At 66.1% G+C, this 25,132-nt stretch carries 24 protein-coding genes; 14 read left to right on the top strand and 10 right to left on the bottom strand.

Going from position 1 to position 25,132, the window contains the following annotated elements:
* Nucleotides 1–326 precede the first annotated feature (326 nt).
* Nucleotides 327–794 carry a DUF2917 domain-containing protein gene (locus BLU17_RS06690; RefSeq protein WP_091995936.1) on the top strand — a complete coding sequence of 156 codons (468 nt, stop codon included), beginning with the start codon at nt 327–329 and terminating at the stop codon, nt 792–794.
* Between the two features lie 91 nt (nt 795–885).
* Here BLU17_RS06690 and BLU17_RS06685 read toward each other — a convergent pair whose 3' ends face one another.
* The gene (locus BLU17_RS06685; RefSeq protein WP_091995935.1) at nt 886–2,049 is read right to left on the bottom strand and encodes a porin; all 1,164 of its coding nucleotides are present in this window, start codon (nt 2,047–2,049) and stop codon (nt 886–888) included.
* Between the two features lie 602 nt (nt 2,050–2,651).
* On the opposite strand from BLU17_RS06685, the gene mprF reads away from it, so the two are divergent.
* Both mprF and BLU17_RS06675 read left to right on the top strand, forming a co-directional pair.
* A complete protein-coding gene (gene mprF / locus BLU17_RS06680; RefSeq protein ID WP_091995934.1) occupies nt 2,652–5,261 on the top strand; it encodes a bifunctional lysylphosphatidylglycerol flippase/synthetase MprF in 2,610 nt (869 codons plus the stop codon).
* Nucleotides 5,258–6,619, top strand: coding sequence for a virulence factor family protein (locus BLU17_RS06675; RefSeq protein WP_091995933.1), 1,362 nt, complete (start codon nt 5,258–5,260; stop codon nt 6,617–6,619). The genes mprF and BLU17_RS06675 overlap by 4 nt, the downstream gene beginning before the upstream one ends.
* 154 nt (nt 6,620–6,773) lie before the next feature.
* Here the strand turns inward: BLU17_RS06675 and ahpF are convergent, their stop codons facing one another.
* The 3 genes from ahpF to BLU17_RS06660 form a co-directional block, all read right to left on the bottom strand.
* Entirely contained in the window at nt 6,774–8,378 is a 1,605-nt protein-coding gene (gene ahpF / locus BLU17_RS06670; RefSeq protein ID WP_091995932.1) for an alkyl hydroperoxide reductase subunit F, read from the bottom strand.
* Nucleotides 8,379–8,534: 156 nt separating this feature from the next.
* Complete coding sequence (gene ahpC, locus BLU17_RS06665) at nt 8,535–9,098, bottom strand: alkyl hydroperoxide reductase subunit C (protein WP_091995931.1); 564 nt, start codon at nt 9,096–9,098, stop codon at nt 8,535–8,537.
* Nucleotides 9,099–9,499: 401 nt separating this feature from the next.
* Nucleotides 9,500–10,408 (bottom strand): LysR family transcriptional regulator, encoded by a 909-nt coding sequence (locus tag BLU17_RS06660; protein WP_091995930.1) that lies wholly within the window; start codon nt 10,406–10,408, stop codon nt 9,500–9,502.
* A gap of 125 nt (nt 10,409–10,533) precedes the next feature.
* Between BLU17_RS06660 and BLU17_RS06655 the strand changes: the two genes are divergently transcribed.
* The 7 genes from BLU17_RS06655 to BLU17_RS06630 all read left to right on the top strand — a co-directional run bounded on the left by BLU17_RS06655 (nt 10,534) and on the right by BLU17_RS06630 (nt 15,439).
* Nucleotides 10,534–11,259, top strand: a complete 726-nt coding sequence (locus BLU17_RS06655; RefSeq protein WP_091995929.1) for a pirin family protein — start codon at nt 10,534–10,536, stop codon at nt 11,257–11,259.
* Nucleotides 11,260–11,365: 106 nt separating this feature from the next.
* Nucleotides 11,366–11,779, top strand: coding sequence for a DoxX family protein (locus BLU17_RS06650; RefSeq protein ID WP_091995928.1), 414 nt, complete (start codon nt 11,366–11,368; stop codon nt 11,777–11,779).
* Nucleotides 11,780–11,910: 131 nt separating this feature from the next.
* Nucleotides 11,911–13,296 carry an aspartate aminotransferase family protein gene (locus BLU17_RS06645; protein WP_091995927.1) on the top strand — a complete coding sequence of 462 codons (1,386 nt, stop codon included), beginning with the start codon at nt 11,911–11,913 and terminating at the stop codon, nt 13,294–13,296.
* On the top strand, nt 13,293–13,970 hold the full coding sequence (locus BLU17_RS06640; RefSeq protein ID WP_091995926.1) for a GntR family transcriptional regulator: 678 nt from the start codon (nt 13,293–13,295) through the stop codon (nt 13,968–13,970). Before BLU17_RS06645 ends, BLU17_RS06640 begins: the two co-directional genes overlap by 4 nt.
* 36 nt (nt 13,971–14,006) lie before the next feature.
* Nucleotides 14,007–14,564, top strand: coding sequence for an FUSC family protein (locus tag BLU17_RS06635; RefSeq protein WP_091995925.1), 558 nt, complete (start codon nt 14,007–14,009; stop codon nt 14,562–14,564).
* Nucleotides 14,565–14,853: 289 nt separating this feature from the next.
* Complete coding sequence (locus BLU17_RS34190; protein ID WP_281247801.1) at nt 14,854–14,982, top strand: hypothetical protein; 129 nt, start codon at nt 14,854–14,856, stop codon at nt 14,980–14,982.
* 40 nt (nt 14,983–15,022) lie between these two features.
* Nucleotides 15,023–15,439: a rubredoxin gene (locus BLU17_RS06630; RefSeq protein ID WP_091995924.1), complete on the top strand. Its 417-nt coding sequence runs from the start codon at nt 15,023–15,025 to the stop codon at nt 15,437–15,439.
* Between the two features lie 27 nt (nt 15,440–15,466).
* On the opposite strand, the gene BLU17_RS06625 is transcribed toward BLU17_RS06630, so the two are convergent.
* On the bottom strand, nt 15,467–16,318 hold the full coding sequence (locus tag BLU17_RS06625; RefSeq protein ID WP_091995923.1) for a helix-turn-helix transcriptional regulator: 852 nt from the start codon (nt 16,316–16,318) through the stop codon (nt 15,467–15,469).
* A 162-nt stretch (nt 16,319–16,480) separates the two neighbouring features.
* On the opposite strand from BLU17_RS06625, the gene BLU17_RS06620 reads away from it, so the two are divergent.
* The 3 genes from BLU17_RS06620 (at nt 16,481) to BLU17_RS06610 (ending at nt 20,253) form a co-directional block, all read left to right on the top strand.
* Nucleotides 16,481–17,311 carry a carbon-nitrogen hydrolase family protein gene (locus BLU17_RS06620; protein WP_091995922.1) on the top strand — a complete coding sequence of 277 codons (831 nt, stop codon included), beginning with the start codon at nt 16,481–16,483 and terminating at the stop codon, nt 17,309–17,311.
* A gap of 113 nt (nt 17,312–17,424) precedes the next feature.
* Nucleotides 17,425–18,780, top strand: a complete 1,356-nt coding sequence (locus BLU17_RS06615; protein WP_091995921.1) for an APC family permease — start codon at nt 17,425–17,427, stop codon at nt 18,778–18,780.
* A 444-nt stretch (nt 18,781–19,224) separates the two neighbouring features.
* Nucleotides 19,225–20,253 (top strand): DUF2242 domain-containing protein, encoded by a 1,029-nt coding sequence (locus BLU17_RS06610; protein ID WP_245746745.1) that lies wholly within the window; start codon nt 19,225–19,227, stop codon nt 20,251–20,253.
* A 46-nt stretch (nt 20,254–20,299) separates the two neighbouring features.
* Here BLU17_RS06610 and BLU17_RS06605 read toward each other — a convergent pair whose 3' ends face one another.
* Nucleotides 20,300–20,926: a LysE family translocator gene (locus BLU17_RS06605; protein WP_091995920.1), complete on the bottom strand. Its 627-nt coding sequence runs from the start codon at nt 20,924–20,926 to the stop codon at nt 20,300–20,302.
* 347 nt (nt 20,927–21,273) lie between these two features.
* Here BLU17_RS06605 and BLU17_RS06600 point away from each other — a divergent pair, with 347 nt between their 5' ends.
* Nucleotides 21,274–21,756: an Lrp/AsnC family transcriptional regulator gene (locus tag BLU17_RS06600; protein WP_091995919.1), complete on the top strand. Its 483-nt coding sequence runs from the start codon at nt 21,274–21,276 to the stop codon at nt 21,754–21,756.
* A 44-nt stretch (nt 21,757–21,800) separates the two neighbouring features.
* Here BLU17_RS06600 and BLU17_RS06595 read toward each other — a convergent pair whose 3' ends face one another.
* The 4 genes from BLU17_RS06595 to BLU17_RS06580 form a co-directional block, all read right to left on the bottom strand.
* Nucleotides 21,801–22,469 (bottom strand): OmpA/MotB family protein, encoded by a 669-nt coding sequence (locus tag BLU17_RS06595; RefSeq protein WP_091995918.1) that lies wholly within the window; start codon nt 22,467–22,469, stop codon nt 21,801–21,803.
* 21 nt (nt 22,470–22,490) lie between these two features.
* Nucleotides 22,491–23,294 (bottom strand): flagellar motor protein, encoded by an 804-nt coding sequence (locus BLU17_RS06590; protein WP_091995917.1) that lies wholly within the window; start codon nt 23,292–23,294, stop codon nt 22,491–22,493.
* Nucleotides 23,295–23,381: 87 nt separating this feature from the next.
* Complete coding sequence (locus tag BLU17_RS06585) at nt 23,382–24,593, bottom strand: Crp/Fnr family transcriptional regulator (protein ID WP_091995916.1); 1,212 nt, start codon at nt 24,591–24,593, stop codon at nt 23,382–23,384.
* A 287-nt stretch (nt 24,594–24,880) separates the two neighbouring features.
* On the bottom strand, nt 24,881–25,114 hold the full coding sequence (locus BLU17_RS06580) for a DUF2783 domain-containing protein (RefSeq protein WP_091995915.1): 234 nt from the start codon (nt 25,112–25,114) through the stop codon (nt 24,881–24,883).
* Between the last annotated feature and the right edge of the window lie 18 nt (nt 25,115–25,132).

Genomic DNA, 25,132 nt, shown 5'->3' with positions numbered 1-25,132 from the left:
GTGTAGAGGGCGCAATCCTTCGATGCAAGCGGCGAGCGCGGCGCGTCTCGCGTTCGACACACGCTGCAAACGCCCGGACATCCAGGCATTTCCGGTTGACAGCCTGGGCAAGCGCCCTGCACACTCGGTCCATGCACGCCATCTTCACCCTCCTCGTCGCCGACATGAATCATCCGTGGACAACCCAACTGGGCGATCCATGGGGATGGTGTGCGTACTAGCAGTCTGTCGTCACGCAAATCACAAGCCCCGCCGGCATCGACGGGGCTTTTTGTTTTTTTGGGTGGCAGCGCCCCGTCCGTCGGCTCCAAAAACTGGAGAAAACGATGGATGACGCTTTGCAAGCCGCTTCACGGACCGCACAGGCCAGTTCAGAGGCCGTTACGGAGGCAACCTGCCGTCCCGCTTCACCGCCTCCCTGCGCTCCGACCGCCCATTTCGGCAACGAAGCCGGCGCATCCGACGATCCGTTGCCCACGCAATCGGTTCATTTCGCCGTTCCACCCGCGCGCACGCTCACCTGGCGCGTAAACGCGCCTGCCACACTGCGCATCCATGCCGCGCAGGTATGGGTCACGCGCGCCCGCTCGCCCTACGATCACTGGCTGCAGCCGGGCGAGACGCTGCGGCTCGAACGCGGCGAGCGCATCTGGCTCAGCACCGAGGCCGCTCTCCCCGCGCGGGTGACGATCACGAGCGCGTGGCGGCCGCCGTTTGCGAGCGTGCGACGCGGCGTCGAGCGCGTGGCCGCCTGGCTCGCGTTGCTGATCCTGCGGCGTTCGCCCGAGGCGTGACGGCCGCAGGCGTCGATCCGGTCCGTAAACGGCAAGATGCCGGATGCGCCGCCCAACAGGCGCATCCGGCATCGCAAAGTCAGGCGCTGGATCAGAACTTGTGCCGCAGCCCGAGGTTCACCATCGTCTGGTTCGACGTGCCCGCGTAACCATACGAGCCGATCGAGGCCTCGGCAGGCATCGAGCCGCCTGCGCCGTCGCCGGTGTCGCCGCTCGCGTGCTGCCACGCAGCCGTCATGTAGAGGTCGGTGCGCTTCGAGAGGTTGTAGTCGGCACCGAGCGAAACCTGATGGTAACTCGCCGTCGTATCGCCATTGGCGTGCGTATAGCTGTAGCCAACGCCGAGCAGCAGCGTCGGGCTCAGTTGGTAGTTCAAGAAGCCCTGGCCGGTGTTGTACTTCTGGGTGTCGCGGAACACCGAACTGGCATCGGGCGAGTAGCGCGCATTGCTGTAACCGAGACCGAAGGTGAACTGGCCGATCTGGTACTGCGCGGCCGCGCGCGCGATCGCGAGCGAGTGCGCCGAGGCGTAGCCGGTGTTGACCGGGCCGTCGAATGTGCCGTCCGAGGTGCTCGTCCACCCATCGGTGCGTATGCCGTTCACGGCCCGGCTGTTCGTCGCGTAGAAGTAACCGCCCGCCAGCGCGAGCGGGCCGTTGGTGTAGTTGATCGCCGCCGAATACGACTGCTCGGCACCCGTTGCGCCCGCAATGCCGCCAAACGAGTACATCGCCGCCGCCTGCAGGCCGCTCCACACGGGCGTCGTGTACTTGATCGCGTTGTTCACGCGGAAGCTGTTGTCGTAGTTGTCGACGTCGCCGGCCGTCGCGAATACCGAGCCGAAGTAGTTGTCGGCCGTGATGCCCTGCACGAGGTCGATGAGCGGGTCATACTGCCGGCCCAGCGTGAGCGAGCCGTACTGGTCGGCCGTCAGCCCGACGTACGCCTGTCGGCCGAACATCTTGCCGCCCTGCCCGAGCGCGCCCGTGGACGGGTTGAAGCCGTTTTCCAGCTGAAAGATCGCCTTGAGGCCGCCGCCGAGATCTTCGGCGCCCTTCAACCCCCAGCGCGAACCCGAGAGATTGCCGAAGCTGCTGTTGCCGAGCGCCCACAGATTCTTGCCGCCGTCGGCGTGGTTGACGTAGGTGATCGAGGTGTCGATGGTGCCGTAGAGCGTCACGCTGGTCTGTGCCTGGGCCATGCCGGCGACGCCCAGTGCAGCAAGCGAGAGGGAAGTCAAGGCGAGTCTTTTCACGTCATTTCTCCTGGCGCAGTAAAACAACTCTTGACCGAAGCAGACTAACTCGCTCAACGGCGCTTGTAAAAGGATTAAACAAGGTGTGTCGAATTAGTAACAGCAATTTCCGAAGGCGCGATGAAAATCGTGAACGATCAGATCGGCAACCGAAACGACTTAAGCCGAATCGCCCGGATCGACCAGCCTGCAAGGCTTACGGCGAATCGCCCCATAGCATCCCGCTTCAGGCGCTTCACATTACTCATAACCTGACGATTGCCTTGTCACGCGATTCGTTTTTGAATTGTTCTTTGCAAACATTAATCGTCATATGATTTTCTCTCGATTAACCCCGCGAATTTAGCCACGTAATATCGCCCGGTTCATCCGCACCCAGCAGGAGTTTCTTCGCCTCAGGCGTCAACCGGCGGAGAGTCCTATGCGTTTGCTGAGCTTAACCCGTCCTTTCCAAACGATTACGTTTCGGCTCGACTTCCTGGTTCGCGGCGCGAGATGCGCGAGGGCCGGTCTCGAAAGAACGTAGCAAATATCGCGATGTCCCCGCCGGGGAAGCTAACGCAGTCGATACGGCGACATCGCGGAGATCAGCAGGCCGAACCATGTCTCAATCGCATTCCTCGCGCGCGGCGCGCGCCTTCGCGGCGCTACGCGGCCGCGCCGGTGCCCTGCGCCTGCAGCACTTCGTCACGCCGGCGTTCGCACTGGGCATCTGCGCGCTGCTGCTGGTCGTGTTCCAGCACCTCTCGCGCACGGTCGACTACCACTCGGTGATCAGCCAGCTCTGGACGCTCAACCCGGCGCAATGGGCCGGCGCGCTCGCCGCCACGGTCGTGAGCTTCGTGGCGCTGGTCGGGCGCGACGCGGTGGGCCTGCGCTACCTCGGCATGCACGTCTCGCGCGGCGCACTGTGGGCGGGCGCCATCGCCGGCTCGGCGCTCGGCAACGTCACCGGCTTCGGCGCGCTCACGGGTGGCGCCGTGCGCTGCCGCGTGTATGGCGGCGCGGGCGTCACCGCGGCGCAGATCGGCCGCATGAGCGTATTCACCGGCATCACGCTCGCCTTCGCGCTCGTGCTCATGACCGCGCTCGGCATGGTCGGCGCCGCCGGCACGGTCTCCGGCCTGCTGCCGCTCTCGCCCGACGCGCTGCGCCTGGCCGGCGGCACGCTGCTCGGCTGCGGCGCCGTGCTCGTGGCCCTCTGCCCCGCTAACGCACGCGCCATCGAGCCGTTCGGGCGCGCCTGGCTGCGCTTTTCGGTGCCCGCGCGGCGCGACCTCGTCGCGCAGTTGCTGCTGGCCGCGCTCGATGTCGTCGGTGCCGGGCTCGCGCTCTGGTCGGTGATGCCGCACGGCCACATCGGCTTCACCGATTTCCTCACCGTGTATTGCGCCGCCATGCTGCTCGGCCTGATCGGCCACACGCCGGGCGGCATCGGCGTATTCGAAGCCGCGATGGTCTACGCGCTCGGCCCGAGCGTGCCCGCTTCGAAGGTGCTGGCCGCGCTGCTCGCTTATCGCGCGATTTACTTCGGCGCGCCGCTTGCGCTGGCGGCGGCCGTCCTCGCCGTGTTCGAAGGCCGCGCGCTCAAGACGCCGCTCGGCGCACGCTTCGCGAAGCGCGGCGCGGACGGCGTCTCGCAGCTCGCGCCGCTCTTTCTCGCCATCGTCACGTTCGTCACCGGCAGCATGCTCGTGATCTCGGGCGCCACGCCCGCGTTCTCCAAACGCATCGCGTTACTGCAAACCTTCTTGCCGCTCTGGGTGCTCGAAAGCTCGCAGTTGATGGGCAGCCTCTTCGGCGTATTGCTCCTTTTCGTCGCGCGCGGGCTGCTCCGGCGCCTCGACGCCGCATGGTGGCTCGCGTTCGTGATCGCCCTCGCCAACCTCGCGCTTTCGTTCGCCAAGGGCCTCGCCTTTGTCGAAGCGGGCGTGCTGTGCGTGCTGATCGTGCTGCTGCTCGCCACGCGCAAGCGCTTCAACCGCCACTCGTCGCTCTTCGCCGAGCGCTTCACGCCCGCGTGGCTCGCCTCGGTCGGCTGCGTGATCGCGCTTGCCGTGTGGGTGCTGCTGTTCGCCTTCCGCGACGTGCAATATTCGCAGAGCCTCTGGTGGCAATTCGCGTTCCACAGCCGCGCGCCGCGCGCCCTGCGCGCGACGCTCGGCGCCGGCGTATTCGCCGCCGCGCTCGCATCGTGGCAGTTGCTGCGCCCCGCCGCGGGGCGCTTCGTGATGCCCGCGAGCGAAGACCTCGAAGCAGCCGCGCGCATCGTGCGCGCGCAGGAGCGCAGCGACGCGGGCCTCGCGCTGATGGGCGACAAGAGCTTCCTCTTTTCCGCCTCGCGCAAGGCGTTCCTGATGTACGCGAAGCGCGGCCGTACGTGGGCCGCGCTGCACGATCCGGTCGGCCCGCGCGACGAGTGGCCCGCGCTGATCCGCGAATTCGTCACGCTCGCGCACGCGCACGGCGGCCGCGCGGCGTTCTACCAGGTGCGCGCCGACGCGCTGCCGCTCTACCTCGATGCCGGCCTCACGCTGATGAAGCTCGGCGAGGAGGCGCGCGTGATGCTGCAGGAATTCGACCTGAAGGGCCCGCAGCGCGCCCACCTGCGCTACGCGCTCAAGCGCGGCGAACGCGACGGCTTCTCGATCGAGCATATCGAGCCCGCGCAAATGGGCGCGAGCCTGCCCGTGCTGCGCGCAATCTCCGACGCCTGGCTCGAAGACCGCGAAGCGCGCGAAAAGAGCTTCTCGGTGGCCGCGTTCGACGACGACTATCTCGCCGCGCAGTCCGTGTTGCTGATACGCCAGAACGGCGAACCGCTCGCCTTCGTCACCTTCATGACGACCGATCTCAACACCGACGCGACGGTCGGCGTCATGCGCCATCTGCCGGGCGCGTCGCCCTACGCGATGGAGTATCTGTTCACGCAGCTCGCGCTGCACCTGAAGGCTGCCGGCTACCAGTCGCTCTCGCTCGGCATGGCGCCGCTCGCGGGCATGGGGCCCTCGCCGCTCGCTTCGCCGTGGCACCGGCTCGCGGGCTTCATCTGGCGCTTCGGCGGCCGTTTCTATAACTTCCGGGGGCTGCGCGGCTTCAAGAACAAATTCGCGCCGCGCTGGGAACCGCGCTATCTGGCTGCTTCGGGCTCGATCAGCGTGTTCATCACCCTCGCCGATCTATCGCTGCTGGCAGGAGGCTGGCGCTCATGACATTCCGTACTCTCAAGCTGCCGCGCATTGCGGGCACGGCAGCGGGCGCCGCTTTGCTCGCGCTCTGCGCGATTCAGGCCAACGCGGCTTCGGTGCCCGCTTCCGCCGCGACGATGCACGTCCCGGGCGGCCGTTACGGCGACGTCGCCGTGACGAAGCCCGGCGAAGCCATGCGCGGCTTTGCCGTGCTCTTTTCGGCGGACAAGCACTGGAGCGACGCCGACCAGACTCGCGCCGACGCGCTCGCGCAACACGGCGCGCTCGTCGTGGGCGTGGATACGGAACGCTATGCAGCCAACCTCGCCGCCGTGAAGAACGAGGCCTGCCACAAGCTCTATAGCGACGCCGAATCGCTGAGCCATCAACTCGAACGCCAGCAGGGGTCGAGCGAGTATTTCGCGCCGATCGCCGTCGGCAGCGGCGAAGGCGCGCTCATCGCGCAGCACATGCTCTCGCAGGCCCCCGCGAACACGATGGCGGGCGCGGTGTCGCTCGATCCTGCCGCGAAGCTCGACGCGCGCTTCGCCCCGTGTCCCGCCGACGCCAGGCTCTCCCGCGGCAACGGCCTGCCCGGCTTCTTCGAGCAGGGCGTGACGACGGACGATGCGCACGCAACCCGTTCCGGCGCCGTGCGCGGATTCGCCGCCAACGTGGCCGACGCGGACAAGATCGTCGCGCTCACATCGAATCATCTGCGCGTGGTGACGGAAAGCGAAGAGGACGTGTCGGACCTGCCGCTCGTCGAGTTGCCCGCGGAGCATCCCACCGACATGCTCGCCGTGGTGATTTCGGGCGACGGCGGCTGGCGCGATCTCGACAAGACGGTCGCGGAAGCGCTGCAAAAGCAGGGGGTTTCGGTGGTCGGCTGGGATGCGCTGCGCTACTTCTGGGGCGAAAAGACGCCCGCGCAGACGAGCCACGACCTCGCTCGCGTGCTGAAAACCTATGGCTCGCGCTGGCATGCGCAGCACATCGCGCTCGTCGGCTATTCGTTCGGCGCGGACGTGATGCCGTTCGCGTACAACCGCCTGCCCGACGCGCTGCGCGCCAAGGTGTCGTACATGTCGCTGCTCGGCTTCGCGCCCGACGCCGACTTCCAGATTCGCGTGACGGGCTGGCTCGGCATGCCGGCAAGCGACAAGGCGCTGCAGGTGCGCCCCGAACTCGAGAAGGTGCCGCCATCGATCGTGCAATGCGTGTATGGCGCGGGCGAGAAGGACACGCTGTGCCCGGCGCTCGCGAACACCGGCATCGACGTCGTCAAGACGACCGGCAACCACCACTTCGACGGCGATTACAACGCGCTGGCGGCGAAGATCATCGCGGGGTGGAAGAAGGAGATTGCGGCGCGGGGGTAAAGGCGCGAACCGGTCCTCGCTTCCGTCCCGCGAGATACCGCACGCCCGAGGCCCGCCGGGCGCCACCCCGCTCGCGCAAGACCGGGCGATTTCTCCGGGCAATAAAAAACGCCGGCGTGAGCCGGCGCAAAGAGAGACTACTCGAAACCGTTGCTTACGCAACCACAGGCGTCGTCGCCTTCGCGTCCTCTTCCTGCTCAGCCGACGAGCGGATCAGATATTCGAACGCGCCGAGCGACGCCTTCGCGCCTTCGCCCACGGCGATCACGATCTGCTTGAACGGCACGGTCGTCACGTCGCCCGCGGCGAACAGGCCCGGCACCGACGTCTGGCCCTTCGCATCGATTTCGATCTCGCCGTGCTTCGAAAGCGCCACCGTGCCCTTGAGGAACTCGGTGTTCGGCACGAGGCCGATTTGCACGAACACGCCTTCGAGCTCGAGATGATGCGTCTCGCCCGACGTGCGTTCGAGATACGCGAGACCCGTGACTTTCTGGCCGTCGCCGGCAATCGCCGTGGTTTGCGCGTTCACGTGCACCGTGACGTTCGGCAGGCTGCGCAGCTTGCGTTGCAGCACCTCGTCCGCGCGCAGTTGCGCGCCGAATTCGAGCAGCGTCACATGGCTCACGATACCGGCCAGGTCGATCGCCGCTTCCACGCCCGAGTTGCCGCCGCCGATCACCGCCACGCGCTTGCCCTTGAAAAGCGGGCCGTCGCAGTGCGGGCAGTAGGCCACGCCCTTGTTGCGGTATTCCTGCTCGCCCGGCACATCCACGTTGCGCCAGCGCGCACCCGTTGCGAGCACGACGCTCTTCGCGCGCAACGTCGCGCCGCTCTGCGTGCGCACTTCGAAGCCGTTGCCCGTGGGCACGACCGCTTCGGCGCGCTGCAGGTTCATGATGTCGACGTCATAGGCGCGCACGTGCTGCTCAAGCGCCGCCGCAAACTTCGGTCCTTCCGTTTCCTTGACCGAGACGAAGTTCTCGATCGCCATCGTGTCGAGCACCTGGCCGCCGAAGCGCTCGGCGAGCACGCCGGTGCGAATGCCCTTGCGCGCCGCGTAGATCGCGGCCGCTGCGCCGGCGGGGCCGCCGCCGACGATGAGCATGTCGAAAGTGTCCTTCTGGTTCAGCTTCCCGGCGGCACGCGCCGAAGCGCCGGTGTCGAGCTTCGCGAGGATCTCTTCGACGCCCATGCGGCCCTGGCCGAACACTTCGCCGTTCAGGTAGATGGTCGGCACGGCCATGATCTGGCGCTTCTCGACTTCGTCCTGGAACAGCGCGCCGTCGATGGTGACGATCTGCACGTTCGGGTTGATCGTCGCCATCGCGTTGATCGACTGCACGACTTCCGGGCAGTTCTGGCACGACAGCGACATGTAGACTTCGAACGAGAACGCGCCGTCGAGCGCCTTCACCTGTTCGATCACTTCGTTCTCGAGCTTGACCGGGTGGCCGCCCACCTGCAGCAGCGCGAGTACGAGCGACGTGAATTCATGGCCCATCGGAATGCCCGCGAACGTGACCTTGACGTCGGAGTTCGCGCGCCTGATCTCGAACGAAGGCGTACGCGCGTTGCCGGCTGCGGCGCCACGACGTTCTTCGTAGGTGATGCGATCCGACAGCGATGCGATGTCCTGCAGCAGTTGCTGCAGTTCCTGCGACTTCTCGCCGTCATTCAGGAACGCAACGATCTCGATCGACTGCGTGACTTTTTCGAGGTAGCTTTTGAGTTGATCTTTGAGATTGGCGTCGAGCATGGCGTTTTTTCCGGCTAGAGAAGAAGCGGGGGAAATGCTTTGAATGCGTTCCGGGCCGCAGGCCGCAAGGGCGCGGCCCGGATATACAGCTTGAGGTACAGCTCAGTTTGACTTCGGCGTCAGGCGATCAAGGCGATCGCAGGGTTCATGCGACGCTTAGATCTTGCCGACGAGGTCGAGCGACGGCTTGAGCGTTTCGGCGCCCGGCGTCCACTTGGCGGGGCAGACTTCGCCCGGGTGCGACGCGACGTATTGAGCAGCTTGCACCTTGCGCAGCAGTTCCTTCGCGTCACGGCCGATGCCGTTGTCGTGGATTTCGCAGAGCTTGATCTCGCCTTCCGGGTTGATCACGAACGTGCCGCGCAGGGCTAGGCCTTCTTCCTCGATCAGCACGTCGAAGTTGCGCGCGAGCGTGGCCGTCGGGTCGCCGACCAGCGGGTAGTTGATCTTGGCGATCGTGTCCGACGTGTCGTGCCACGCCTTATGCGTGAAGTGCGTGTCGGTCGACACACCGTAGATCTCGACGCCCAGCTTCTGGAATTCGGCGTAATGGTCGGCCAGGTCGCCGAGTTCGGTCGGGCACACGAACGTGAAGTCAGCCGGGTAGAACACGACAACCGACCACTTGCCCTTGAGGTTTTCTTCAGAGACCGGAACGAACTTGCCGTTGTGGTATGCGGTTGCCTTGAACGGCTTGACTTGCGTGTTGATGAGAGACATGCGTTGTTTCCTCGCTCTGGGTTGGGAAAAGGTATGGACGAAGATTACGGGAACCGCGTCCGTTTGAAAAATTGGTTGCTTTGATCGCGGGTATAAACCCTGCCTATCGGACCCCATAGTCATCTTCGAGGCCCGCCTGCATGGGCTTCCGCGCCCGCTTCAAGCGTCCCGAGCAACCCTCGGGGCGGTGAGCATACAACGAAACTGCGACATTGCGCCTCACGCGCTCGCCCATTCATGGTGCCTCCGCGCGCAGATCGAGGCTCAGCCAGGTGTGATCGCCGCGATATGCGTCTGGTTCCTCGCGCCTGCCCCTACATCGGCGTGCCGGCGCGCGTCCGGCTTTGGGTATTAGATGCAGGCGCAACGGCCCTTCTGCAAGGCATCGCAGGCTTGCTGCGTCAAAGTGCGCCGCCACGCGCGGTCGCCGCGCGCGCCGCCAGCCGTTCGCGCAAGTATTGCGTGAACGCGCGGATCGTCACGGAAGCTTCACGATGTTGCGGATACAGCGCATGGAGCGCGTTGGGCGGCGGCATGAATGGTTCGAGCACCTCGATGAGCAAACCCGCATCAACCGATCCCGCCACGATGAAGTCCGGCAGATAGCAGATGCCGAGCCCGGCTACGGCCGCGTCGCGGATCACTTCGCCGTTGTTGGCGCGCAGCGGACCATGCACGTCGAAGGCCGTGCGCACGCCGTCGACGACGAATTCCCAGGGCGCCCGGCCCTGCTGCCCGTATGGCAGGCAGGCGTGTTGCGCGAGATCGGCCGGCGTTTGCGGCGCGCGGCGGCGGCGCCGGTACCCGGGACTGCAGCAGGCGATCATGCGCACGTCGGCGAGCTTTTGCGCGACCAGCGTGGAATCGGCGAGCCGCCCGATGCGCAGCGCCATGTCGAACCCCTCGCCGATCACGTCGACGGTGCGATCGCTCAGGTCCATGTCGAAGCGCACGTCCGGATGCTCGCGCAGAAATTCGGCGACGAGCGGCGACAGATGCGCCATGCCGAACGACATGGGCGCACTCACCTTGAGCAGGCCGCGCGGCTCGCTGCGCCGGTCCGACATGGCCTGCCCGGCTTCGGCGACGTCCGAAAGAATCCGCTTTGCGCGCTCGTAGAACTCCTGGCCGAGGTCCGTCACCGCCAGCTTGCGCGTGTTGCGCACGAGCAGCCGCGCGCCGAGATCCGCCTCCAGCGCCGCCACGCGCCGGCTCACGAACTGTTTGGAAAGCCGCAGCCGGTGCGCCGCTGCGGTGAAATTGCCGGTATCCACGGCGTTCACGAAGATCCGCATGTCGTCGAGTTGCATTCCATTGTCCACTTCAACGTGACAGTGATTCGTATCCTACGCCGATTAAAGCCGATTTGATTGACCTAAACTTCTCTCCATCGCAACCGGACACCGAATCGAACCGATTCGAAGGAGAAACGAAAATGATCGAACTTCGCAAGGCAGACCAACGCGGCCGCGCCGAACACGGCTGGCTCAGCTCGCGTCACACGTTTTCGTTTGCGAATTACTACGATCCGGAGCAGATCGGCTTCTCGGACCTGCTCGTCATCAACGACGACCGTGTGGCCCCGGCGCGCGGTTTCGGCAAGCATCCGCACCGCGACATGGAAATCTTCTCGTACGTGCTCGAAGGCGCGCTCGAGCACAAGGACTCGATGGGCACGGGCTCGGTGATCGTTCCCGGCGACGTGCAACTGATGAGCGCCGGCACCGGCGTCGCGCACAGCGAGTTCAACCACTCGGCGGGCGAGCCGGTGCACTTCCTGCAGATCTGGATTGCGCCGAACGTGAAGGGCGCGCCGCCACGCTATCAGCAAAAGAACATCGCCGACGAAGAAAAGCGCGGCAAGTTCCGCCTGATCCTCTCACCGGACGGCGCCGAAGATTCGCTGCTGCTGCGCCAGGACGCCCGGGTCTACGCCGGCCGCATCGACGGCGCGGAAACGGCGAAGGTAGCAATCGGCGCGGACCGCTACGCCTACGTCCACGTGGCGCGCGGCAGCGTGAAGCTGAACGGCGTCGAACTCGGCGAAGGCGATGGCGCGCGCCTCCGCTCCGAGCGCGAGCTCGCCTTCAGCGACGGACACGATGCAGAAGTTCTCGTGTTCGATCTGCGTAATATCGAAGTGTCGGAGCTCTGGTCCTGATCCAGCCAACGGACCGGCGCGCGGCGGACCGCTCGCGGAGAGCGGTCCGCCACCCGGCAGGTGCGGATCCATACGTGGCGAACCGCTTCATTCCTCGGAGAAAACCATGCGATACAACCTGTTCGGGCCCGGCAACGATGCCGTGCTGCTGATCTCGCGCATTCTGCTTGCCGCCCTGTTCGTGCTGTTCGGCTGGTCGAAGATCACCGGCTTTTCGGGCACCGTCGACTACATGGCGCACGTGGGCGCGCCCGCGCCAATGCTCTCCACCATCATCGCCGTCATCATGGAGTTCGTGGTCGGCATCCTGATTCTGATCGGCTTCTACACGCGGCCGCTCGCCGTCCTGCTCGCGCTCTACACCGTCGCGACGGCGATCATCGCGCATCACTTCTGGAACATGACCGGCGCCGAACAAATGGCGAACATGATCAACTTCTACAAGAACGTAAGCATCGCGGGCGGCTTGCTCGCACTCGCGGTGAGCGGGCCAGGGCGGCTGTCGATCGACAGGAAGTAACGCACGGCTTTAACCGAAGAAAAGGCGCGATGCCCCAGGGGATCGCGCCTTTTCGTTTTCCGGCAGATTTGATCAAATTTACTTCCCCGTTTTTCCGTGCGAAGATTTGATCAAATCTTGAGGAGACGCCAATGCCAGGCCGCCAGGGGACAAGCCGGGACCGCGCGCAACGCATTCTCGCCCGCGAACGCGAAGCCTTCGTCGCCGCGCGCCCGAAGTCGCGGGCATTGTCCGCGCAAGCCGCGCGGCATCTGCTGTTCGGCGTCCCGCTGCACTGGATGAACGACTGGTCCACGCCCTGCTCGCTTTACGTGGACGCCGCGCGCGGCGCAACCTTCACCGACGTGGACGGCCATCGCTACGCCGACTTCTGCCTCGGCGACACGGGCGCGATGTTCGGCCACGCGCCGCAAGCCGTGGCGCACGCGCTCGCAGCGCAGGCGCAGCGCGGGTTCACCACCATGCTGCCGGGGGAAGACGCCGTGGCGGTGGCCGAAGCGCTTGCCGAGCGCTTCGGCCTGCCGTACTGGCAGTTCGCGATGACCGCGAGCGACGCCAACCGCTTCGCCGTGCGCTGGGCGCGCGCGGCCACGAGACGGCGCGCGATCATCGTGTTCAACGGCTGCTATCACGGCACCGTCGACGACGTGTTCGTCGATCTCGTCGATGGCCGGCCGACGCAGCGCGCCAGCCTGCTGGGCCAGGTGCACGACCTTCTGCCGACCACCCGCGTGGTCGAATTCAACGATCTCGAAGCGCTCTCACGCGCACTCGCCGACAACGACGTGGCCTGCGTGCTCGCCGAGCCCGCGATGACGAACGTCGGCATGGTGCTGCCCGAGCCCGGCTTCTGGCGCGAGGCACAGGCGCTCGTGAAACGGCACGGCACGCTGCTTTTGATCGACGAGACGCATACGATCAGCAGCGGCCCGCGCGGCTATGCGCGCGAGCACGGCATCGAGCCCGATCTGTTCGTGCTCGGCAAGCCGGTGGGCGGCGGCGTGCCCTGCGCCGTCTACGGCTTTTCCGCCGAATTCGCGGCGCGCGCGCAACAGGCAAAGCACGACGCGCCGCCGGGCCATTCGGGCATCGGCACGACGCTCACGGCGAACGCGCTCTCCATGAGCGCGATGCGCGCAACGCTCGACGAAGTCATGACCGAAGCGGCGTACACCCACATGTTCGCGCTCGCCGCACGTCTCGCCAACGGACTCGCGGCCACGATCGCGCGCCACGGCTTGCCGTGGTGCGTCACGCGCGTGGGCGCGCGCACCGAATTCCAGTTCTGCGCCACGCCGCCGCGCAACGGCAGCGAGGCGCGCGCGGCCATGGACGACGAACTCGAACAGACGCTGCATCTGTATCTGCTCAATCGTGGCGTGCTCATCACGCCGTTCCACAACATGATGCTCGTGTGCCCGGAGACGACCGAGGCCGACGTCGACCGTCTGCTAACCGCCTTCGATGCCTGCCTGACCGAGCTCGGCGAACCCGGCGAGGAAGGCAAGCCGCGATGAAGACGCGCGCGCATCAGTCGCTGCAGGACGAGACCTACGCCACGTTGCGGCGCTGGCTGAGCCTCGGGCGCTTTGTGCCCGGCGAGCGCCTGCGCATTCACGCACTCGCCGGCAAGCTGGGCGTGGGCGAGATGCCGGTGCGCGCGGCGCTCGTTCGGCTCGCGGCCGAGTCGGCGCTCGTGAACCTGCCCAACCGCGGCGTAATGGTCCCGCAGCTCACGCGCGCGCAATTCGACGACGTGCTCGACGTGCGCGTGATGCTCGAAGGCAAAGCGGCGTCGCTTGCCGCCGCGCGTCTCACGGCCGCGGAAATCGCGCGGCTCGATGCGCTGTGCGCGCAAATGGCCGAAGCGCTCGCGCAGAACAAACGCGCACGCTACCTCGACGTGAACGAGGACTTTCACCTCGCGCTCTATCGTGCAAGCGGCTCGCCGTTGCTCGTGGACCTGATCGAAACGGTGTGGCTCCAGGTGGGGCCGATCTCGAACCTGCTGTTCGAAGACACCGCGCTCGCGCACACGCTCAACGAGGCCCACGAAAGCCTGATGCGCCGCCTCAAGCGCCGCGACGCCGAGGGGGCGCGGCGCGCGATCGAGCGCGATCTGCGCCACGCGGCAAAACAGTTGCGCGCGCATTGCCTGCCTGACGACGCGCACGCGGCCGATACGGCTTGATATGCTTGGCGTTCATTTTTCGACCAGTCACACGCGATGCACGACCCGCAAGACAACCTCTTCGCCTATCTCACGTCGCTCCAGCAGTCGGCGCTCGGCGCGCTCAAGCGCCTGCCGCTGAAAAGCCGCGCCGCGCAGGGCACGCTCATGGCGCTGCGCGCCGTGTGCGGCGCGGGCCTCGCGTACAGCATCGGGCGCGCGCTCCACACCGAGCAGGCGTTCTGGGCCGCGATCACGGCCATCGCTGTCACGCAGCACGATTACGCCGATACGCTCGCACAGTCGCGCGACCAGTTCATCGGCGCGATCGCGGGCGGCGCGGTCGGCCTCGCGACGGCCGCGTTCGGCCCGGAAAACCTCGCGGCCTACCTCGTGGCCGTGAGCGTGGTGATCGTCGGCTGCTGGTGCCTGAGCGTGAGCACTGCCGCCCGACTGGGCGCGATCACCACCACCATCGTGCTGCTCGTGCCCATGAACGGGCCGGTGTGGGACGTCGCGCTCTTTCGCGTGGCGGAGGTGGCCATCGGGATGGCCTGCGCGGTGCCCGTCAGCTGGCTGTTCTCGTATGTCGAGCAGCGTTGGCTGCATGCGTGAACGCGTTCTCTCAACTCACGCGAAATAAACCATCTCCGCTCGCTCGGGAATCCGGCCCGCGTTAGCGGCGATAATCCGTTTCGCTGTGCGATGAGGGTTGCGCGCGGCGAATCGCACGAAAGGACGCGTGGCCGATCCTGCGGCGCGTGCGCGCGGCCGGCGTCCGAATGCCCCCATCAGCGTGAAATCGTGCGAAACTCCCCGGCCGCGCTCCGCCACCAGCCAGGCTCGGTGGCGACAATAAGGGGCGCGATCGAGAACGCAACTTACATCGCCGCGACTTCATCCTATGAACACCACCACCCGTCCCGCCGCTCCGAACGCCAAGTCCAGCAAGTCCATGACGCTCCTGCAGATGCTCGCGCTGATCGCCGCCGCCGGCATCGCGGCCTCGCTGCTGTGCCGGTACTTCCTCTGAGCATGGCTGGCCCGGGACGCTACGCAATCCGTTTTAGCTTATGTACAAGAAAGGCGTTGCCCTCGAAATCCAGTTCTCCCCCGAACGCCTGAATGACGGCGCAGGCGATCCATACTGGATCGACCTCACCGCCGACGAAGCCGCCGCACTGCTCGACACCCTGCAAACCAGGCTCGCCGCGCGCGAAACGACCGCAGCACCGCTCGTGGTCGCGCTCGATACGCCGCAGGAAAGTGTCGCGCAGGAAGCGCCGGCAGGCGGCACAACTTCCGTCGCGGACACCGGCGATGGCTTCAGGCAATGGGTGTGCGTGATCTGCGGCTGGGTCTACGACGAAGCCGCCGGCGCACCCGACGACGGCCTCCCCCCCGGCACGCGCTGGGCCGACGTGCCCGACGCGTGGCGCTGCCCGCTCTGCGACGTGGGCAAGGAAGATTTCGCGCTCGTCGAGTTCTGACAACGCGCATGAGCGCGCGCGGCGCTCTCAAGCGCCCGCGCGCCCGAGCGGCTCGTAGAACAGCGCGAACAGCTCCGACTGCGAACTCACGCCGAGCTTCGCGTAAATGTGCTTCTTGTGCGCACGCACGGTCTCGAACGAGATTTCGAGCCGTTCCGCAATCGCGCGCGTGGAAAAGCCGCTCAGGCTCAAGCGCACCACTTCGATTTCGCGCGCCGTGAGCGGCACGCGTCCGCTCTGCTGCGTGACCGCTTCGATGCGGCTCGCGAAGCCCGCCTCGCTGAGCTGCCCCTGCGGCGCCGCGCTTTCCGCCCCGGCCTCCGACACCAGCGCTTGCGCCGCCCCATCCGCGAAATGCTCGTAGGCAAGCCGCTGCCTCATGAGCGCGACCACCCATGGCGCGAACATCGCGCATTGGGCAATGTCGCGCTCCGTGTAATGGTGCTTTGCACCCAGCGAAAAGATCAGCGTGCGCTCGCCGTCGACGGGCAGGTTGAATTGCATTTCGTCGCCGATGATGTTGCTCTTGAAGTAGCGTTGGTAATAGTCCGTCATGCGGAAGTTATCGGGCGCGACTTCGGCGAGCGTGACGAGGCCCGCGCGCGGCTTTTCGCACGCGTTGATATAGAACGGATCGAGCAGGTACATCGCCTCCAGATACGCGCGGAACAAGAGATCCACGGTGCCGTCGGGCATGGGCGACTCGGCGCAGACGAGCGGCGCGCGATCGCGGCGGAATACGAGCGCGACCCAGTTGTCGAACGCGACGAAACGCTCGATCACGCGCGTCAGGCGGGTCCAGAAATCAGGGCCGTCGAGGGCGTCGATCAGCGTCGCGATATGGTGATGGAACGCACGGTCCTGCCAGTCGGGTTCCATGAGTCCTCCGATCAGGGTACCCCTGGTGGGTAATTCCTGGACAAAAATAACGTGGAGATAATAGCCGCTCCTGACGCTCGCGCGGCGCTGACGTAATACATAAAGCCTGAACCATAGGCCCGACTGCCCGCGAGCCCGACGAACGAGGCACTGGAGACAAGCATGCAACTCGAACTCGCGCAGATCCCGCTCGTGGACGGCGCAGTCGCCCCCAACCTGGCCCGCGTGCTCGACGCGATCGGCAAGCGCCGCGAAGGCAGCGATCTCGTCGTATTCCCCGAAGCCACGCTCACCGGCTTTCCCACGCGCGAGAACGTGCGCGACGTGGCCGAAGCGCTCGACGGTCCCGCGCTCACGCGGGTGCGCGACGCCGCCCGCGCCGCGAACGTGGGCGTGGCCGTCGGCCTCGCCGAGCGCGAAGGCGGGCGCTTCTACAACACGACGGTCCTGATCGACGAACACGGCGACGTCGCGCTGCGTTATCGCAAGACGCACCTGTGGGCCACGGACGTGGGCGTGTTCACGCCGGGCGATCGCTACGAGGTGTGCGAATTCAAGGGCATGACCGTCGGCCTACTGATCTGCTACGACATCGAATTTCCTGAAACGGCGCGCGCCGTTGCCTCGCTCGGCGCGGAAATGCTCGTCGTCACGAACGGCAACATGGACCCGTTCGGCCCCGTGCATCGCCGCGCGATCGTTGCGCGCGCAATGGAAAACCAGATGTTCGCGGCGCTCGTGAACCGCATCGGCGACGGCGACGACAACCTGACGTTCCCCGGCGAAACCGCGCTCGTCAGTCCGTTCGGCGACGTGCTCTGCGAGCTGAAGAACGAAGACGCGGTGCTGCATGCGAAGGTGGACCGCGCGCTGCTCGCGCAAAGCCGCGAGCACTACAGTTATCTGCACGACGCACGCATCGCGCTGAATCTCGTCGACGAGAACGACGCGCAAGGCCGCCGCTCGCTCAATATCCGCACGCGCACGCGCTAAGCCGCAGCGCAGCAGCCAGATCCGGCAACAGGCGATCCGGCATGCCGCCCGCGCGGCTCGCCGGGCTCGTCCACGCCCATTGAAACCGCAGCCCCCCTGGAGACAACTGCATCATGAATCCTCCCTCGCCGTCGCATGAACGCGGCGCTCACGTACCGCATCTGAAGCGCACGCTCCGCCTGCCATCCGTGCTGTTGTTCGGCCTCGCCTACATGGCGCCGCTGATCGTCTACGGCACCTATGGCGTGCTCGCCGGCGCAAGCCAGGACACCGCCGCGCTCGCCTATCTCATCGCGCTCGTCGCGATCGTGTTCACGGCGCTCAGCTACGGCAAGCTCGCGCGGCTTTTCCCGGTCGCGGGTTCGGCCTATACGTACACGCGCAAGAGCTTTAATTCGCATCTGGGCTTCATGATCGGCTGGGCCACGCTGCTCGACTACTTCTTCCTGCCGATGGTGATCTGGCTGATCGGCGCGGCTTATCTCGGCGCCGCGTTCCCGAGCGTGCCCACGTGGATCTGGATCGTCGCGTTCATCGTGCTCACGAGTGCGCTGAACATTGTCGGCATCGAGCTCGCGGCGCGTTTCAACATCGTGCTGATGATCGTGCAGCTTGGCATCGCGGCCATGTTCGTAGTCCTTTGCCTGCACTATGCTTCCGCCGCCGCGGGCCCTGGCGGTCTCATCACGGCGCAGCCGTTCTTCCAGCCGCACGTGCCGCTCTCGGCCACGATGGCGGGCGCCGCAATCGCCGCGTACTCGTATCTTGGCTTCGACGCCGTTTCCACGCTCACCGAAGAAACCATCGAGCCCGAAAAGACCATCCCGCGCGCCATCGTGCTGATCGCGCTCGTGGGCGGCGCAATCTTCGTGATCGCCGCATATACGCTGCAGCTCGCCCATCCGGGCGCCGTGTTCAAGGACCCGGATTCGGCCGCCTTCGAAATCGCGCGCAAGGTGGGCGGCGATATCTTCGTGACGATCTTCCTCGCGGGCCTGATCCTCGCGCAATTCGCCTCGGGCATCTCGGCGCAGGCGAGCGTGGGGCGCCTCCTCTATGCGATGGGCCGCGACGAGGTGCTGCCCAAATCGATTTTCGGCTTCATCCACCCGCGCTTTCGCACGCCCGCGATCAACATCGCGATTGCCGGCGCCGTCGGTCTGATCGCGCTGAAGCTCGACGTGGCCACTTCGACTTCGTTCATCAACTTCGGTGCGTTCCTGGCGTTCACTTCGGTGAACCTGTGCGTGATCCGCCAGTATTTCGGCGGCGCGGCGGGCTCGCGCGGCTTCGGCTTCCTCGGCGGCGTCGTGTTTCCGCTGATTGGCGCCGTGACCGACATCTGGCTGCTGTGCAGCCTCGAAAAGACGGCGATCGTGCTCGGCGTGATCTGGTTCGTGCTCGGCCTTGTCTATCTCGGCTGGATCACGCGCTGCTTCCGGCAGGCACCGCCGGAAATGGCGGTGTAAGCGAAGCGCTTCGCTGACGTTTGCAGCAGGTAAAGCGGCGGGCGTCCCTTGCGGGGCGCTCGCCGTTTTGGCCTTCTGGGCCTGCATGAAGGAGGTGACCCAGCGACCCGTACGGCGCTCCGAAATACGGCGACGTGACGGGTCCGCAAGGTCGTGAGCGGAGTGGCAGCCGCTCGCGCGCCGGGTTGGCCCAAGCGTTCGCGTTCGGCGAAAGCCTGTCTTTACCGGTGGCGTGGCACGCGCCCTGCGAATTCCTTCGAGTGGCTTTCGAAATGCCTCGAAAAAACGAGCGTTCGATCGCGCGCGGCGGAACCGAACTACAATGCATCCCGTCCGATGCAATGCCGCATTGCCGCCCTGTTTGCCCTGAACATGTCCCGTTTTTCTAAAGTCGTCCCTCTTTTGCCTGCTCCGCTTCGTCCAGCCGCCCTCGCCGCGGCCGCGGTGACGCTGGCCGCCGCGCTCGGCGCGTGCTCCTCGGCCAAGCCGAACTTCCAGGAAGATCAGTTGCTGAGCAGCGCGCCGAGCCAGTTCTCGCGCAGCTTCAACTATGCGAGTGCCGACGCCTGCGAAGCGTCGCGCCGCGCGCTGCTGAGCCAGGGCTACATGACGACGATCACGCGTAACGACACCGTCGACGCCACCAAGAACTTCCAGCCGACGAGCGACCAGCACATCGTCGTGGAAGTGCATGTGGTCTGCACGCCTGGCGACGCGAGCAATTCGAGCATGGTGTACGTCAACGCCGTGCAGAACGGCTATGCGCTCAAGAAAAGCGATACGTCGGCAAGCGTGGGGCTCTCGATTCTGGGGTCGGTTTCGCTGCCCATTCGCTCGAACAGCGACGAAATGGTGAAAATTTCCAGCGAAACGATCCAGTCGGGACCGTTTTACTCGCGCTTCTTCGATCTGGTGGGGCGCTATCTGAACGCCGCCGCGCGCAGCGAGCCCGTGCCGGGCAGCGGCACGATCAAGATCACGCCGCTGCCGCCGCCCGTCGAGCCGGTCACGGCAAGCGCCGCGCCTGCCGCGACCACGGTGGGATCGGCCGCACCGGCTGCCGCCGCGGCGGCAGCGGCGACAGGCGCGGCCGTACTCCACGACAATGCGTTGCCCGCCGCGCCAGTGCTGACGGCGCCGCCCGCCGCCACTGCTGCGCCGGCGCCGGCCACTGTCGCGCCCGCGCCGGCCAAACCGGCCGCCGTTCCGGCGGAACATGGCGCGACGGGCACGTCCGCGACTCTGGCGAACCCGCAGCCCGCGGTGCTTCCGGCGAGTGTGGCCGCTCACAACGCCGCACCGCCCGAGGCCGCGTCCGCGCCGGCTGCAACGCCGGCCGGCACGAATGCGGCTTCCGCCGACGCCGCAGCGACGCAAACGCTCGCGTCGTCCGCTGCGCCCCATGGCGCGGCGGCGGCCACGCCGATGGCAACACCGGCCGCCTCCACCGCCAGCGGCGCAACCACACCTTAAGCGACAGGGCTCGCGCACGAGCGCGCACCCTCGGCGGCCTGTGCGTTCAGCGCAAGCCGGCCATCATCGCGCCCATCCCCACGAGCAGGCTGCCCATCAGGCGGTTCACGGCGCGCATGCGCTTTGGCCGCTGCAGCACGTGACGCAGGCGGTGCGAGAACAGCGCCATCGAAGCCACCCCGCCCGCGAACAGCAACGCGAACGTCGCCGCCAGCAGCAGGTATTGCCGGTTGGCGCTCCAGGGCGCATCGGCGCCGATGAACTGCGGAAAAAACGAGGGAAAGAACAGCAGGGTCTTCGGGTTGAGTCCCGATGTCGCAAAACCACGCCAGAACAAGTCGCGACGGCTTGCGCCTTCGGCCTCCGGCGGCGCATCCGCGCCGGCGAGCGACCGGCTGCGCCACTGCTTGCAGCCAAGCCACACCAGATACGCGCCCCCCAGCCAGCGCAGCGCCGTAAGTGAATGCTCACTGATCGTGAGCAGGGAATTGAGGCACAGCGCGGTCAGCGCGAGTTGAAGCAGCACGGCGAGCGTGCCGCCCCACACGCATGGCAGCGCTCGGCGCCACCCGGCGTGGAGCGCCTGGCTCATCGTGAGGACGTTGACGGGACCGGGAGTATAGACGAGTACGAGCGCGGCGGCGAGAAAAGAGAGATACAACTGGGTCGACATCTTGTTGTTCTGGAGGGGGCAAGGAATCGGAAGCGCTTGTATGCCTCGATGCCCGGCCGGATACGTTCGCGTTCGGTGGATAGCGCAGCGTGGCGCGCGAGGCGAAGGTCCGGCGGTCGCCGCGGTGGGCGGCAGGAGGGCCCTGACGGGCCGCCGCGGCTTGTGGCTGCGGCGGCGCGCCCCGCGCCGGCAAGGTGGCCGTGCGGGTCGTGCCGGGCATGAAGACATGTCGGAAAATATACCGGTCGAAAGGCTGGATGGGCTTCCTGTTTTGGGCCAATGCCTGGTCAGATTCGGAACATCCTTCCGGTAAAATGCAATATTGATTAATACGATTCTTTTTGCTTATGGCCGCCCGCGAACGCCCCGCCCGCACCCTCGACAGCCAGGATCGCAAGATCCTGAGCGCCCTGCAGAAAAACGCACGGCTTTCGAATGCCGAACTGGCCGAGCAGGTCGGCATGTCGACCACGGCGTGCTGGAACCGCACGCGCCAGCTCGAAGCCGACGGTTATATCGACGGCTATGTCGCGCTCGTGAACCAGCAGAAGCTCGGTTACGCCGACATCGTGATTCTCGAAGTGACGCTCGACCGCCACGAAGACGACGCGCTCGCGCGCTTTGGCGCCGCGCTCGCCGCGCTGCCCGACGTGCTGGAAGCCTATCTCGTCTCCGGCGAGTACGACTACTGGATCAAGGTGGCGGTGGACGGCACCGCGGGCTACGAGCGCTTCCTGCGCGAGAAGCTTTACCGGATTGCCGGCATTCGGCACAGCCGGTCGATGTTCGCGTTGCGCTGCATGAAAGACGTGCCGTCCATGCAGGTGTGACGCTCGTTTTCATTGTGTGGTGCGGACAAAGCGCGTGACGACGCTCAGCGCTGCACGACGAGCGTCACGCGCCGGTTCAGCGCACGGCTCGCGGGGTCGTTGCCCGCCACGAGCGGGTAGTTGTCGGCGTGGCCGATAGCGACGAGCCGGTGCGGCTCGATGCCCCGCTCGACGAGGTAGCGCACCACCGCCCCCGCGCGCGCCGAGGAAAGCTCCCAGTTCGACGCGTACTTCGCGTTCGAGATCGGCGTGCTGTCGGTGTGCCCTTCCACCAGAATGTTGCCCGCTGGCGCATGGCTCAGCACGTCGGCGATACGGCCCAGCACGCCGAGCGATTCGGGCAGCAGCGTGGCGTCGCCCGCGTTGAACAGGATCTTCGCGTTGATGCCGATCTCCACGCCGCGCGACGCGGGTACGATCGTGATCTCGCCGCGCTGGCGCAGCGTTTCCAGCGAAGCCAGCAGCGCCTGATCGGCGGCGGGCGGCTGGTCCGAAGAGGCAGCCGTGCTCGCCGGTTCAGCCGCCGCGCGGATTTCGGATTCCTTATGCTTCGCGAGCTGCATCGCGTAGAGCGCAAGGAACAGCACCATCAATGTCGTGATGAGGTCCGCGTATGAAATGAGCCAGCGGCCGGTATGCGGATCGTCGCCTTCGTCCCCTTCGTGATCGTGGCGGCCCGTGAGCGGCAGTTCTTTGTCGGAGGGCATGTTCATGCTGGATGGCCGGGTTGCGGGTCAGCTCGCGCGCGTCGCGTCCAGTGCCCATACGTTCGCCTCGTCCTGCAGGCTGCCCGTGTTGCCGCTCACTTCGCCCGCAAGACGCGTGGCGATCGTGTGAGGCGACTCCTTGCGCGAAATGGCGAGCAGGCCGTCCATATAGAGTTTGTGCAGACGCAGCTCGCTTTCGATGTGCGCGCGTATCTTGCCGTAGAGCGGCAGAAACACGAGATTCGCGAACGCAAGGCCATAAAGCGTGGCGACGAAGGCCACCGCGATGCCAGGCCCGAGCTGCACGGGATCGATGAGATGCCCCGTCACCTGAATGAGGCCGAGCACCGAACCGAGAATGCCGAACGTGGGCGCATAACCGCCCGCCTGCTGCCACACGCGCGCGGCGGCCATATGCGTGCGGCCGCAGGCTTCCAGCTCGCGATTGAGCGCATCTTCGAGCACGGTGGTCGAGACGCCGCTGGCAAGCAGTTCCAGCCCGCGCCGCGCGAACGGATGAATGCCTTGCAGGTTCATCGACTCGAACGCGAGCAGCCCGTTGAGCTTGGCCTGATCGCCCCACTCCAGCACGGCGGCGAGGCTCGCTTCGTCCACGCGCGGCGCTTTCACGAAGGCCATGCGCAGATGCTTCACGGCGTCGAAAAAGCGCGCCCACGTGTTCTGGATCATCACGGCGCCGAGCGTGCCGCCCAGCACGATGGCGAGCGCCTCCGGCTGGAGCAGGGTGGCGAAGTGGCCGCCTTCGAGCAAGAACCCGGCCGCCACGGCCAGCACGCCGACGACGATACCGATCAAGGTAAGCAAATCCATGCGTATCTCCAGATGAACCTGCGCGCGCATGTGCCTCCGCACGCGCTCAGGGCGCAGGGCGGCGACGCGCGCCGGTATATGCCGCGCCTAGCGTGCGCCAGGCGCCTTGAGCGCGCGCACGGCGTCAAGCAGGCGCTTCTCGATGTCCACGACTTCCATGGGATCGATCTTGATGTCGCGGCGCATGATCCACGACACCTCGTTCTTGCGCGCGTCGGCCATGACCGAAAGCAGGCGCTCGGACACCGCCTGGTCCTCGATCGAGGTGAGCAGCTTCGCGAGGTCGTAGGTATCGAGCGTGCCGACCGCTTCGAACAGCGTGCGCTGGTCGACGAACAGCAGGTCGTCCAGCGAGTTGAGCTCGCCCGGGCCGCGGTCCGTGCGCTTCGAGAAGTACGCCACGCCCTTTTGCTCGACGAAGTTCAGCACCTTCGACTTGCGAAACGCGAAGACCTCGTCGGCGATTTCGGCGTGCGAGAGCTTGTTGAGGATGACCTTGCGCTCCACGCCGATCAGCGCTTCGAGATCGGCCAGTTCGATCAGTTCGAGCTCGCTGTTGATCGACACGTCGAGATCGCTGTCCGCCACCTGCGCCGCGCGATCCACGATGCGCGCGGGGTCGAACGTCACGACCTGGCGGCCCAGTGCGCCCTCCGCCGCCGCCGCGCCGTTGGCGAGATGCGTGGCCTGCCCGCTTTGCATCGTGATGAGATTGAGCTTCTCCATGCGGCGCAGCATGGCCATGACGTGCGGGCGCGAATGGCCCGCCACCGCGCGGCATTTCTGCACGACGTCGGCGAGCGGCACGCTCACCTCGGCACCGGCCGCGCCGTGGCGCGACCAGGTGTCGCCGCCTTCGGCGTGATCGTTGGCGCCCGCGATCAGCGCGAGCACGTGCGCGTAGGAAAGCACCCCCGGCATGAAGTCGGCGTGGGTGTAGGTGGCGAGCAGATCGTCCTTCGCCTTGACGCGGCGAGTAAGCGTGCGCACGATGTGGCGCAGCAGCGGCGAGACGCGCTCGAGTTCTTCTTCGATGATATCGGCCGGCACGACTGTCAGCTGGCAAAAGCTCAGCGCCTTCGCCGTGTTCGGACGCGGTTCGGCGCCGAGCAACGCGGTCTCGCCGAAAAACTCGCCTCGGCCCAGCGTCGCCATCACGACTTTCTTGTCGTCGCAGCGCGTGGATATCTCGACCTTGCCGTCGGCGATCACGAAGATCAGGCGCTCGCCTGCAAAGCCTTCCGAATAAATGATCTCGCCGGGCGCTGCCGTGCGCGACCATGTTTGACTGCGATTCAAGTTCTATCCCCGGTAAAACGATTGCCTCGCGTGCATGATTTTTCTCGGGCTCATGCATTGGCGAAGTCGGTCTATGTGCCGCGTTTACGGCGTTTTCCGGCATGTTCTTGAATCGGTTTGCATCGATGGCGTACACGGCAGGCACGCCGAAAGCCGGTGGCGAGAGCATGCGCGCGAGCGCAAAATTCGACGCTTTGCGCACGCAAACGATTGCGACCGCGAAAAGTGCCTCAAAACCCGGCCATTGGACGGCGGCACGCTTGCGCCTGCCGCGCGCCACCGCGCTTTCATGCCGCAAGCTTTCCCGCCGCGCCGCCGCTCGCCGGCGCGGCGCTCACGCCGGCGCGCGCGAAGCGGATCGCCTGCATCAGCGTTTCGTGTTCTCCCACGTGATTCGCGAGCAGCAGGATCAGTTGCGCGTTGGCCGCCTGGCTCTGCGCTTCGTCGAGGTCGCGGTGCATGTCGATCAGCGCTTCGTAGAAGTCGTCCGGCCTTGCCAGATTGGGTTGCGTGTTGAGCATCGTCGTCTCCTTCTCCTT

Source organism: Paraburkholderia lycopersici (genome assembly GCF_900096975.1).
GTDB classification, from domain to species: Bacteria; Pseudomonadota; Gammaproteobacteria; order Burkholderiales; family Burkholderiaceae; genus Paraburkholderia; species Paraburkholderia lycopersici.
The sequence above is the reverse complement of the archived record's forward strand: the minus strand, read 5'-3'. Positions and strand labels throughout refer to the sequence as shown.